The 12526-nt window shown below is 56.1% G+C and carries 12 protein-coding genes; 4 read left to right on the top strand and 8 right to left on the bottom strand.

Annotated features, from left to right (window positions below; genetic code table 11):
- The 6 genes from ybiO to rhtA form a co-directional block, all read right to left on the bottom strand.
- Positions 1-2196 carry a mechanosensitive channel protein gene (gene ybiO / locus A1WC_RS17875; RefSeq protein ID WP_012542377.1) on the bottom strand — a complete coding sequence of 732 codons (2196 nt, stop codon included), beginning with the start codon at positions 2194-2196 and terminating at the stop codon, positions 1-3.
- A 112-nt stretch (positions 2197-2308) separates the two neighbouring features.
- Positions 2309-3031 carry a glutamine ABC transporter ATP-binding protein GlnQ gene (gene glnQ / locus A1WC_RS17870; protein WP_008805775.1) on the bottom strand — a complete coding sequence of 241 codons (723 nt, stop codon included), beginning with the start codon at positions 3029-3031 and terminating at the stop codon, positions 2309-2311.
- Positions 3028-3687 (bottom strand): glutamine ABC transporter permease GlnP, encoded by a 660-nt coding sequence (gene glnP / locus A1WC_RS17865; protein ID WP_002895837.1) that lies wholly within the window; start codon positions 3685-3687, stop codon positions 3028-3030. The genes glnQ and glnP overlap by 4 nt, the downstream gene beginning before the upstream one ends.
- 125 nt (positions 3688-3812) lie before the next feature.
- On the bottom strand, positions 3813-4559 hold the full coding sequence (gene glnH, locus A1WC_RS17860) for a glutamine ABC transporter substrate-binding protein GlnH (protein ID WP_004886198.1): 747 nt from the start codon (positions 4557-4559) through the stop codon (positions 3813-3815).
- A 430-nt stretch (positions 4560-4989) separates the two neighbouring features.
- Positions 4990-5493, bottom strand: coding sequence for a DNA starvation/stationary phase protection protein Dps (gene dps, locus A1WC_RS17855; protein ID WP_002895841.1), 504 nt, complete (start codon positions 5491-5493; stop codon positions 4990-4992).
- A gap of 237 nt (positions 5494-5730) precedes the next feature.
- Entirely contained in the window at positions 5731-6618 is an 888-nt protein-coding gene (rhtA, locus tag A1WC_RS17850) for a threonine/homoserine exporter RhtA (protein WP_008805776.1), read from the bottom strand.
- 351 nt (positions 6619-6969) lie between these two features.
- On the opposite strand from rhtA, the gene ompX reads away from it, so the two are divergent.
- A complete protein-coding gene (gene ompX / locus A1WC_RS17845) occupies positions 6970-7485 on the top strand; it encodes an outer membrane protein OmpX (protein WP_008805777.1) in 516 nt (171 codons plus the stop codon).
- Between the two features lie 90 nt (positions 7486-7575).
- Here the strand turns inward: ompX and A1WC_RS17840 are convergent, their stop codons facing one another.
- Positions 7576-9156, bottom strand: a complete 1581-nt coding sequence (locus tag A1WC_RS17840) for a phosphoethanolamine transferase (RefSeq protein WP_012968654.1) — start codon at positions 9154-9156, stop codon at positions 7576-7578.
- Positions 9157-9424: 268 nt separating this feature from the next.
- On the bottom strand, positions 9425-9550 hold the full coding sequence (gene mntS / locus A1WC_RS17835) for a manganase accumulation protein MntS (RefSeq protein ID WP_012542374.1): 126 nt from the start codon (positions 9548-9550) through the stop codon (positions 9425-9427).
- Positions 9551-9735: 185 nt separating this feature from the next.
- Between mntS and mntR the strand changes: the two genes are divergently transcribed.
- The 3 genes from mntR to A1WC_RS17820 all read left to right on the top strand — a co-directional run bounded on the left by mntR (position 9736) and on the right by A1WC_RS17820 (position 12466).
- Entirely contained in the window at positions 9736-10209 is a 474-nt protein-coding gene (gene mntR, locus A1WC_RS17830; protein ID WP_008805779.1) for a manganese-binding transcriptional regulator MntR, read from the top strand.
- The gene (locus A1WC_RS17825; RefSeq protein ID WP_012542373.1) at positions 10206-11318 is read left to right on the top strand and encodes an anion transporter; all 1113 of its coding nucleotides are present in this window, start codon (positions 10206-10208) and stop codon (positions 11316-11318) included. The genes mntR and A1WC_RS17825 overlap by 4 nt, the downstream gene beginning before the upstream one ends.
- Positions 11319-11425: 107 nt before the next feature.
- Complete coding sequence (locus A1WC_RS17820; RefSeq protein WP_008805781.1) at positions 11426-12466, top strand: aldo/keto reductase; 1041 nt, start codon at positions 11426-11428, stop codon at positions 12464-12466.
- Positions 12467-12526: the final 60 nt, after the last annotated feature.

The raw sequence follows: 12526 nt of genomic DNA on the forward strand, positions 1-12526 counted from the left end.
CTACTCGGCGGCCGGGCTGTCTGAGCCCGGCATCGGCAGCTGTTGCCAGGTCTGTACCGGGGCGCGAACCCCGGCGCGATCGAAGTGCTTTTTCACCTGAGTGTCGAGGGCAAAGCGCACCGTCCACTGCTTCAGCGGCAGGGTGGTGAAGCTGACGCGTAGCGTAAAGGCGGTATTGCTCAGCCCCACCAGCCCGGCGAACGACGGTTCGCCAATGATCAGGCCGCGGATCTCCTCCTGGGCCAGCAGATCGTCCACCGCCGCCTTCAGCGCCTGGCTGGCTTTATCCAGATCCTCATGACGGTCGACATCATAGTTGGCGACTACCGAGCCAATGCCGCGCACGAAGTTGGCAAAAGTGGTGATCGAGGACCAGGGAATAATGTGATAGGCGCCGGTATCCTGCCGTACCCCCACGGAGCGAATCGACATTCGTTCCACGGTGCCGGTCAAAGGGCCGATGGTGACCAGGTCGCCGGTATTCATCCCGTTCTCAAACTGGATAAATATGCCGGTGATAATATCTTTAACCAGCGTTTGCGCGCCAAACGAAATCGCCAGCCCTAACGCCCCGGCGCCCGCCAGCAGCGGCGCAATGTTAACCCCAATCTCCGAAAGCAGGATCATCACCGTGATGGTGCTGATCACCACCGCCAGCGCGTTGCGAAACAGGGTCAGCAGCGTCCGGGCCCGCGCGCTGGGCAGCGGGCGGCCATGGATATCCGAGGCCAGCCGGTTTTCGATCAGGCTGGCCAGCACCGTCCAGCCGATGGCAGAGAAGAAGAGGATGAGGGCGATGCGGATCAGCACATCCACCGTTTTTTGCCCGGCATCGTTATGCAGCCATTCGCGGAAGTCAAACAGGCCCCAGGCGCTCAGCAGCAGCATGACGGCGACGCAGACGGTGAGAATGCGCGCGGCCTTCAGCGAGGCGGAGATCCAGCCATTCAGCCGCTTTTGCAGCTCAGGATAATTGCGCTGGGTGGCGGGTGACAGGGTGATGGTTTTGGCTATCCAGCGCGACAGGATGCCGGACACCAGCGCCGCGCCGCCGATAATGGCCAGGCTGCGCAGGGTGGCGCCCATCATGAATTTCAGGCTATTGCCCGGGTCGAACAGGGAGAAGAAAAAGAGCACCACAAAGTAGGCGCAGGCCAGCCAGTGCCAGACCAGCGCGAAGGCGCGGATAAACAGGCTAAAGAAGGAGAGCGAACGGTCGGCCAGATGGATTAGACCCTGCGTAATCAAGGTCTTGTTATGAAAAATCAGGTACAGCGCCCACAGCGTAATGCACAGCATGATGACGACGTTAGCCAGCGCGCCAACCTGAACATTCACCTGATTGGAGATAATCGGCACCGCGACGATCAGGCCATAGCCAATCAGGCTGCTGAGCGCGCTCAGGCGCAGGCTCCAGTATGACGCGGCTTCGTCGCTGAGGTTAAAAGGCCGGAGCGCCGGGATGCGCGGGCAGAAAATGAGCCGCAGAATGGCTTTAAAAAACTCGATCAACGCGAAGGCATTGAGGAAAAGACTCTGCTGGAAGGCGATGGTGGGGTTATTACCATTCAGGCGATCGCTTAACAACTGGCCGACAAACAGGGTCAGCGCCAGCAGCAGCAGGTCGATAACAAACGCCCCGGCGATGGTCAGGGGCAGCTGGAGCCAGTTTCCGCGATCGCGGTTTTTATGCCGCCCCCATTCACCCATTTTGCGATACAGCGGCAGCGCCGCAAGACGCACCAGCCACCAGAAGGCAAAGACCAGGCCGGCCAGCAGTAAAAAATGCCAGGCCGCGCTGGTGAAGGTTTGCGAATTAAAAGGTTTATGCGGTGAGCCGGTGATATTGCGCCACAGTTGAGAGAAGCGAGACGAGAGCTGCTCGCCGTATTCCCGGCTGATCTGCGTGACGTTCTCCAGCACCGTGGTCTCTTCTTTCACCGCCGGCGGCGTCAGCGTCGGGGTGCTGTCTGGCGGCGGCGTGGCGGCTGCTTTACGCAGCTGGTCAATGAGCTCCTGACGGGCGCTGTCGTTAGCCAGCACGTCAGCCAGCGCGGCGTAGGCCGCTCTTTTCTGTTCCGCATCGGGTTCGCTGGCGCTGGTTTTATCGGCGTTAGCTGTCGGCACGCCGGGCAGGGCGGCGGCGGAAAGCGGGGCAGTAAACAGTGCAGCGAGCAAAAGCAGGATCCACGGCATGGGCACCTCCGTTGCAACGTAAACGGGTAAGTATAGAAGCCGCTGGCGGAAGGGGAGGGAAGAGGAATCTGGAAAAGCGGCTCTCTCCGCGGAGGAAGAGAGCCGTTGCGGGTCAGGCGACGTGCTGCAGGAATTCGCGCAGGCGCGGGCTTGGCGGGTTCTTCACCAGCTCCTGCGGGTTGCCGTCTTCAGCAATGCGTCCTTTGTCGATAAAGATCAATCGCGAAGCCACTTTTTCGGCAAAGCCGATTTCGTGGGTTACGATCACCATCGTCATCCCCTCTTCAGCCAGATCCTGCATCACCTTGAGCACTTCATGGCGCAGTTCCGGGTCGAGCGCGGAGGTCGGTTCATCAAACAGCATCATCTTTGGCTTCACCGCCAGCGCGCGGGCAATGGCCACACGCTGCTGCTGGCCGCCGGAGAGTTCAGACGGATAGTGATGCGCGCGCTCGGCCAGGCCGACTTTCGCCAGCAGATCTTTCGCCTGCTTCTCTGCCGCCTGCTTGCTGGCGCCGCGCACCCGCAGCGGACCAAACATGACGTTCTCCAGCGCCGTCAGGTGCGGGAACAGATAAAACTGCTGAAATACCATCCCGGCTTCCTGACGAATCAGACGTTCGTCCACCTTCGGGTCGTTGACCTTCAGGCCATCGACAATCAGATCGCCGCTGGTGATCTCTTCCAGTTTATTGATGCAGCGCAGCATCGTTGATTTACCGGAGCCGGACGGGCCGATAATGACCACCACTTCACCCTGATTAATTTTCAGGGAGATATCGTGCAGCACCTGGGTCGGGCCAAAGTGCTTGGAGACGTTTTTAAATTCAATCACAGGATTTTCATCCTTCTTTCAAGACGACGCAGAATAAAGCTCAGGACCAGGGTGATAATCAGGTAGATAACAGCAACGGCGCTCCAGATTTCCAGGGCGCGGAAGTTGCCCGCGATGATCTCCTGTCCCTGACGGGTCAGTTCGGCGACGCCGATGACGATGAACAGCGAGGTATCCTTGATGCTGATAATCCACTGGTTGCCCAGCGGCGGCAGCATGCGGCGTAGCGCAAGCGGCAGGATCACGTGGCGAATGGTTTCGCGACGCGACAGGCCCAGCGCCAGGCCCGCTTCGCGGAAGCCTTTATGAATGGAGAGCACCGCGCCGCGGGTAATTTCCGCGATATAGGCGCCCGAGTTAATCATGATGGTCACTACCGCTGCGGAGAAGGGGTCGATGCGCAGGTCGCTAAAGGCCATCGGCAGCGCAAAGTAGATGAACATGACCTGCACCACAATCGGGGTGCCGCGAATGATTTCAATAAACACCAGTGCGATGTGGTTGGCGATCCAGCCGCCGAAGCAGCGGGCGAAACCGGCCACCAGACCGATTATCAGGCCGCCGGCCAGGCCGAGGACGGAAATCCACAGCGTCATTTTGGCGCCTTCCAGCAAAATCGGAATGGCAGGCCAGATGGCACTCCAGTCAAACTGCATAATACGTTCCTGTTACCGTGTCGAGAGCAGAGGAAATCCTCCGCCAAAATACGGTCTCCCGCCGAGTCTGTGCCGGAAGACCGTTGTGATGTCGCCGGAGCTGCGTCTGGCGAAGTGTGTTCTTATTATTTTGGTTCAGTGCCGAACCATTTTTTATAAATTTCGTTGTAGGTACCATTCTCGCGCAGCGTTTTCAGCGCACCGTTCACTTTCTCACGCAGCTCGTCGCTGCCTTTCGGGAAAGCGATACCGTAGTTTTGCGCTTCCAGTGATTCGCCTACCGCTTTGAACTTGCCGTTGCCTGCGGTTTTGATGAAGTACAGAATATTTGGCGTATCGTGCAGCACGGCATCAGCGCGGCCGGTACCCAGTTCCATATAGGCGTTATCGATGTTCGGGAACTGACGCAGATCTTTGGTTTTGATATTGGCTTTCGCGTAATCAACGGAGCCGGTACCGCTCTTCACCGCGACCACTTTACCGTTCAGATCTTTCACATCTTTGATGTCGTTATTATTGGCGTTGACCATCACCAGCAGGCCGCTTTTGTAGTAGCCGTCGGAGAAGTCGATCGCTTTTTTACGTTCGTCGGTGATGGTGATCCCGGCCAGCGCCAGATCGATATTTTTAGTTTGCAGCGCCGGGATAATGCCGCTGAAGTCCATTGGCTTCAGGGTGTAGTCGAGCTTCAGCTCTTTGGCGATAGCCGCCCATAGGTCAACGTCAAACCCGACATATTTATCGCCTTGCTTAAATTCGAACGGGACGAACGCCGTATCGGTGGCGACAACCAGGGTCTTATTGGCGGCATGGGAAGAAACCGCAAAAGCCAGGGTCAGTGCAGCCAGTGAAACTTTAAATACAGACTTCATAGCATTTCCTTTTATATCCACGGGACGATCCCCTGCGAGAACGACTAGTCTAATGAAAAAATCGTGCCACTTTTACAAGCTGTTGTTTTTCAACAAACGAAGCGCGAGCGGTTGCACAATTTCGATCATGACAGGCACTTACTGCACCAGGATGGGGCGTCACTTTGGTGCGTTATAGAGTTGCTGAATAACGAGCACATTTTTAGCGCAAACCCTGATGGGAAAACAATCTCAACGTAACGATTGTGTGAGGTGATTATTACAATTGTTTTACTTTTGCGCGCATTTTCATCAATTTGGCGCCCTAAAACAGTGCATGGCCAGCAGGGGGACGAAAAGCATAGAAGGGGAAACGGATAGAACGGAAAACAGAAAGGTGGGCGAGAAAAGTAAAGGCGCCGCCGACCGCGCTGCGGCCGGCGGCAAAGCCTTACTCGATATTCGCTTCAATGAACCACAGGAATTTATCCAGATCGCGGGAGGCCGCGGTGAAAATATCCGCAGTATCCTCGTCTTTGGCTTCATCGATCGCCTTGCGCACATCGTTAGCGACGACGGCATAGCGGTCAGCCAGCGCTTTCAGGTGATCCTGAACGTGATGGATATCGAGCGGGTAGCTCTGCAGCGGCGTTTTGCTGTTAATGACCTGAGTGGTGCCCAGTGCGACGCCGCCCAGCTGCACGGCGCGCTCCGCCATGGTGTCCAGGTGCTCGGTTAGCGCGGTACGGAAGCCATCCAGCATTTCGTGCACGGCGATAAAGTTCGCACCGCGCATATTCCAGTGTGCCTGCTTGGTGATAAGTGACAGGTCAATGAACTGGATCACCTGGCGATTCAACAGCTCAATGGTCGCTTTCTTTTCGCTGTCAGCGACATCGTTGCGGGTATAGACCAGATTAGATGCTTTTGATTTAACCAGTTTTGCGGTACTCATCGTTTCATATCCTCTTGATATTGATGCTCGTCACACTTCAAATCTGAATGATGTGGAGCGTTGTCCCAGGTAACTTCGGGACTAAGTATAGCAAGGGTTTCAAAGAGTGAGGCATCGGCAGGCCATATCACTTCGATAGCGCAAAGTGGTTGGTTATTTTGAAAGTCGCTAAATATCATAGGGTTATATTTAGCTGAACGGCCCGGATTTCTCACGGGCCGGCGGCGTAACAGAATGTTAATTGATATCGACTTGCTCGATTTTACTTTGTCGCTGCATGGTCAGCGTGGCGCCCATCGAGGCGATAATGATCGCGCCCAGCGCCAGGGTCTGGGAGAGCTTCAACGTTTCGCCGAGGAAGACCATACCGGAAAGGGCGGCTAATGCTGGTTCAAGGCTCATCAGCGTGCCGAAGGTGCGCGTCGGCAGGCGCGTCAAGGCCATCATTTCGAGAGAGTAGGGCAGCGCGGTTGAGAGAATAGCAATCCCCAGCCCCATCGGCAGCAGCGACCATTGCCACAGCGTATCCGTAGCCTGCGCCATGCCTAACGGAACAAACACCAGCGAGGCGATGAGCGACCCCATCGCCACCGTGGCTGGCCCATGCTCTTCACCGGCGCGCTGCCCGGTCAGAATATAGACCGCCCAGCAGGCGCCGGCGCCCAGGGCAAAGAGCGCGCCGGTTAAATCGACCTGCGCCACGTTCTGCCCCAGCGGCAGGAGATACCACAGTCCGAGGATCGCCAGCGCCACCCAGACAAAATCCAGCGGTCGGCGCGAACCAAACAGCGCCACCGCCAGCGGGCCGGTAAACTCCAGGGCTACCGCCACGCCGAGCGGAATACGCTGCAGGGATAAATAAAAGAGATAGTTCATCGCGCCGAGCGCCAGGCCGTACAGTAGCAGCGGCACGCGCTGCGCCGGGGAGAAACGTAACCGCCATGGCTTGAACACGACCACCAAAATCAGCGTCCCGAGCGCCAGGCGCAGGGCGGTGACCCCCGGGGCGCCGACCAACGGGAACAGCGATTTGGCGAGCGATGCGCCGCTCTGAATCGAGGTCATGGCGATTAAAATCACCAGAATCGGCAACCATGCCGCCGCTTTTCGGGATGGACCGGGCATCCTTTCTCCTGTCAGGTTTTGTCAAAAGTCGTAAAAGTGCCAGTGTACTGGAATAACCTGCTGACGGTTGAGCTAATGTTGAAAAAAACAGAGGCAAAAACAGTAGAATGGCGCACGTTGCTGAGAAATTCGCCAGGTGATTAAGATTAATCTGGATGCTTGCGAATTTCTTAATGAGCGTTAAGATGTACGTTAACGCCAAAAATTGTTGTTTTCCATATTGTTATAGAAATATGGAAACTTTTGGTTACATGAAAAAGTATGTTAGACAATGTAAACTCCAAAGAGTTTCCCAAAAGTTTTTGATATATTTAAGGCTTAGGACTTATTAGAAACACATTTGAGGTGGTTATGAATAAAATTGCACGTCTTTCAGCACTGGCCGTTGTTCTGGCTGCATCCGTAGGTACCACTGCATTTGCTGCAACTTCTACCGTAACCGGCGGTTACGCGCAGAGCGACATGCAGGGTAAAGCGAACAAAGCTGGCGGTTTCAACCTGAAATACCGTTACGAGCAAGATAACAACCCGCTGGGCGTTATCGGTTCCTTCACCTACACCGAAAAGGATAACACCAGCAACGGTACTTACAACAAAGGTCAGTACTACGGCATCACCGCAGGTCCGGCTTACCGTCTGAACGACTGGGCAAGCATCTACGGTGTAGTGGGTGTTGGTTACGGTAAATTCCAGAACAACAACTTCCCGAACCAGAAATCCGATATGAGCGACTACGGTTTCTCCTACGGTGCTGGTCTGCAGTTCAACCCGATCGAAAACGTTGCTCTGGACTTCTCCTACGAGCAGTCTCGTATTCGTAACGTTGACGTCGGTACCTGGATTGCTGGCGTGGGTTACCGCTTCTAATCACTCCGGTGATATAAAAAATCCGCCTTTCGGGGCGGATTTTTTTTGCCTGTTGCCGGCCAGCCTGAGCGACTGGCCGGGCCTGCACGATTAATTGACGGTGAACTCATCGGTACCGAGGTGAGCGTAGTCCACCTTCTGCAGCTGGAAGTTGGTGATGTACACCGGACCGGCCTTTTGCTCAGAGATAAAACGATAGCGCGGGACGATTTCCGCCGCCTTGATCCCGGTCCACTGGGAGAAGAAACTGAGGAAATCATTCGCTGAGCGCTGCGCTTTAATCACTTTATGCGCTTTGTCATCGCTGGACAGCACCATAAACGGCACCTGGAAGTTCTGCTGGAACTTATCGTCATGCGCCAGATACTGCACCTCTTTTCCCCGCTCCTTGAACGCCAGACCATGATCGGAAAAGTAGGTCAGTGAAAAGGTATCGCCGGAGTTTTGCAACTGACTGTATAGCTTAGCCAGCAGCGAATCGGTCTGCGTCATGCTGTAGAGATAACAGGAGGTCTCTTTCGACTGGACGAAAACCGTGTACTTGCCTTTGGTCCGATCGCAGGCCTGCGGGTGAGAACCCATCAGATGCAGGACAATCAGCTGCGGCTGGGTGCGCTGCGTAGAGAGTACCTGCTCGGTCAGCTTTAATAACTGCTCGTCCTGAGTATTTTTATTGGCCTCGAAATCGCCGTTTTTCAGGAACTGGACTTCATCCGCACGTTTGGCGATGCTGGCGATAGCGGTGTCGTACTCGCCAATCTGCCCCTGGTTGGAGAACCACCAGGTCTGGAAACCCGCGCGGTTGGCGAGGGTGACAAAGTTATCCTGAAACTGCGGTTTGCCGTCGACCACCCGGTTAAGCGTCAGGCCGAGCGATTTCTGCGTCGAGCCGCTGGCGGCGACATAGTTGTTAAACAGATAACCGTTTACTGAGCTGGCAAACGGCGTGTTATCCCAGTGGCCGCCGAAGGCGCCGAGGGCGTCGCGACGGGCGCTCTCGCCAATCACCACCACATAGAGATGGTACTTTGGCTTCACCGCCAGCACGTGCCAGCTGTCTTTCATGCCGGCCAGCTGCGCCATTCGCGCCTGCTCGTCCAGCACCTCGTTATTATTCACCACCACGTCTTTCACAAAACGAAAGGCCGGATAACCGGTGTCAATCACCTTGAACACGCCGCCCCAGGCGAGGTTTTGCACCGGCTGCAGAAAGAAGATCCCGACGCTGAACAGCAGGCCCAGGGTCTCCATTTTTCCCCAGCGGGAGGGCTCAACGATCCTGCGGCGGACCGCAATGATCCCCAGTGCGAAAATGAAGACCGCCAGCAGATAGTTGTACCACGGGAAGATGGTCAGAATTTCCGTAGATTCTTCCACGTTGGTCGCGTGCAGCGCCAGCAAGGTGTTGAAATTGGGGGCGCCGTAAGCCTGGCCAAAGGGGTAATACAGGGCCGCCAGCAGCGAATAGGCGCCGACTACCCCTTTCTGGACGCGCGGAAAAGCGCGCCACAGAAGATGTAACACGCAGGTAAATGCCACGGTATAGAGCAGGCTAAATTCATAGCCCAGCGCCAGGTTAATCAACAGCGATTGTAAAAAGTAGAATCCTGTCCATGGGTTCAGTGCCAGTCGGCGGGCGACCAGCGTATCTTTCAGGGTGGTGACATTCATAGTAAACAATCAAAAAGAGGCCATGCGCATCCCCTGGCGACAAGGGGTAAAACCTGCTGGACAGTGCGTGAAGAGGGTCTCTGCGAGCCGCGAATGTGGCAGGGCTGTGCAAAGATAGGGCTTGTAAATGGTAAGGTCAACCAGGCATAACAGATTGTTTTGCGAGGGCGCTTACAAAACTTGAAAAAAGGTCAGGGAAACGGGGGAAACCGGTCATTTTGCCGGCAGAAGATGACAGAAAAATGAAGCGGCGTACCGCGACGCCGCCTTAGGAATGGGGTTTGCCCTGCTGTGGTTTACCGTTGATCATCTCGCACAGCATACCGATCAGCATTAATCGTACTTTAAAGGGTGAATGGCTAAACACGTTTAAGCACCTCTTGAATTCGTTCATCTGCTCTCCTCCTGCCTGTTCACGCCGTCAATCCATGATGGCTGTTTGCATTACATACAGATATAGCACAGGCTATATTTTATAGCTATGGCTAAAACGTTAATTTTTTGTGCTCTTGGCGCAATCCATTACAATGTGGATCTTTTTATATGATGCTTGACGCGTCACACGAATGAGGAAGCACAATGAACCGTCGCGCAGGTAAGCCAATAACAAAAAAAGTGACGCAGTTAGTAAATGTTGAAGAGCACGTTGAGGGGTTCCGTCAGGTGCGGGAAGCGCATCGCCGCGAACTGATCGATGACTATGTGGAGCTGATCTCCGATCTGATCAACGAAGTGGGGGAGGCGCGCCAGGTGGATATGGCGGCGCGTCTTGGCGTTTCGCAGCCCACGGTCGCCAAAATGCTCAAACGCCTGGCCAGCGTGGGTCTGATCGAACAGATCCCCTGGCGCGGGATCTTCTTAACCCCGGAAGGGGAAAAGCTGGCCCAGGAAAGTCGCGAACGCCACCAGATTGTGGAAAACTTTCTGCTGGCCATTGGCGTCAGTCCGGAAATCGCCCGCCGCGATGCGGAGGGAATGGAGCATCACGTGAGTGAAGAGACGCTGGCGATGTTCCTGAAATTTACCCAGAAACAGGGATCCCAGGAAGCATGACTCTTCCCTTTGTTCAGTCGCTGCTGCGCGACCGTTTTTTACACCTGCTGCTGATTATCGCCTGTGTGCTCAGCGCCATCGTGCCGTTTGTCCCGGCAAGCTGGCCGGCGGCCATTGACTGGCATACCATCATCACGCTCAGCGGCCTGATGCTGTTGACCAAGGGCATTGAACTGAGCGGCTACTTTGACGTGCTGGGGCGGAAAATGGCCCGCCGCTTCGTGACTGAGCGCCAGCTGGCCATCTTTATGGTGCTGGCGGCAGCGCTCCTGTCCACCTTCCTGACCAACGATGTGGCCCTGTTTATTGTGGTGCCGCTGACGCTGACGCTGAAAAAGTGGTGTGCGATCCCGGTTAACCGTCTGATTATCTTCGAAGCGCTGGCGGTTAACGCCGGGTCGCTGCTGACGCCGATCGGCAACCCACAGAACATTTTGCTGTGGGGACGGTCCGGCCTCTCTTTCGTCGGGTTTATCGGCGAGATGTTACCCCTGGCGGCGGCAATGATGTTGACCCTGCTGGTGTTGTGCTGGTTCTGTTTCCCGGCAAACCGGCTTAGCTACCAGAGTAGCGATAAGGCGCCATCGTGGCAGCCTAAGCTGGTCTGGAGCTGTCTGGGATTGTATCTGGTGTTCCTGACCGCGCTGGAGATGAATCAGGCGCTGTGGGGGCTGGCGCTGGTGCTGCTGGGCTTCCTGATTCTGGCCCGGGCGGTGATCGTCCATGTGGACTGGTCGCTGCTGCTGGTGTTTATGGTGATGTTTATCGACGTCCACCTGCTGACCCAGCTTCCGGCGCTGCATCATGTGCTGAGCGGCGTCGGGACGCTTTCCGGCGGCGGACTGTGGCTGACCGCCATCGGCCTGTCTCAGGTGATCAGTAATGTGCCCTCGACCATTCTGCTGCTCAACTATGTCCCGCCGTCGATACTGCTTGCCTGGGCGGTTAACGTGGGCGGCTTTGGTCTGCTGCCAGGATCGCTGGCCAATATCATCGCCCTGCGCATGGCCAGCGATCGGCGGATCTGGTGGCGCTTCCATCTTTACTCCATTCCTATGCTGCTATGGGCGGCCATCAGCGGCTATTGGCTCTTTAAACTCTGCGCCTGATTTCTGCAGAATTGGGCAAGAAACTGACAGAAACACCCCATTCGCACGCCTCGACACAGCGGTATAACTATACCGCTGACGATAACCATCCTGTTGAGGAGAGTGCTATGCGATATCAAAAACTGGGCAATACCGGTCTGTTTGTCTCTGAGCTGTGCCTGGGCACCATGACCTTCGGCGGCGAAGAAGGGATGTGGGGCAAAATCGGCCAGCTGCGCCAGGCTGAAGCCGAACAGCTGGTCGGCAGCGCGCTGGACGCCGGGATCAACTTTATCGATACCGCCAACGTCTACTCGGAAGGGCGCTCTGAAGAGATTACCGGTCAGGCGCTGAAAAACCTGAAAATCCCGCGTGAAAACGTGGTGGTGGCGACCAAAGTGTTTGGCGAAACCGGCACCGCCGGCGTGAACTCGCGCGGCAGCTCACGGTACCACATCATGGGCAGCGTGAAGGAGAGCCTGCGCCGCCTGCAGCTCGATCATATCGATCTCTATCAATTGCATGGCTTCGATCCGGCGACGCCGATCGAAGAGACGCTATCGGCCCTGGATACCCTGGTACAGCAGGGGCATGTGCGCTACATCGGTGTTTCAAACTGGGCGGCCTGGCAAATCGCCAAAGCGCTGGGCATCGCGGAACGCCTTGGACTCTCGCGCTTTGCTTCTCTGCAGGCCTACTACACGATTGCCGGGCGTGACCTGGAACGTGAGCTGGTGCCGATGCTGCAAAGCGAAGGACTCGGCCTGATGGTCTGGAGTCCGCTGGCGGGCGGCCTGCTGAGCGGGAAATACCGCCGCGACGGCGAGGCGGAAGCGGGTGGTCGTCGCCTGGCGTTCGACTTTCCGCCCGTGGATAAAGCGCGCGCATTTGATTGCATCGACGTCATGCGGGTGATAGCTGAAGCAAAAGGGGTATCGGTGGCGCAGATTGCCCTGGCGTGGCTGCTGCATCAGCCGGCGGTGACCAGCGTCATTATTGGCGCCAAACGGGCCGAGCAGTTGCAGGATAACATCGCTGCGACCGCTATCCGCCTGAGCGATGATGAGTTGCGCCAGCTTGACGCGGTCAGCGCCCTGCCGCGCGAATATCCGGGCTGGATGCTGGAGCGACAGGGGGAATATCGTCGTCATCAGCTTGACGCGCAGTAACGCCGTTTTTTCCGTGCCTATAAAGATCGCCGCTTGCGGCGATCTTTTTTGTTTGCCTGG

The sequence above is a fragment of the Klebsiella sp. KTE92 genome, from assembly GCF_000398905.1.
GTDB classification, from domain to species: domain Bacteria; phylum Pseudomonadota; class Gammaproteobacteria; order Enterobacterales; family Enterobacteriaceae; genus Klebsiella; species Klebsiella variicola.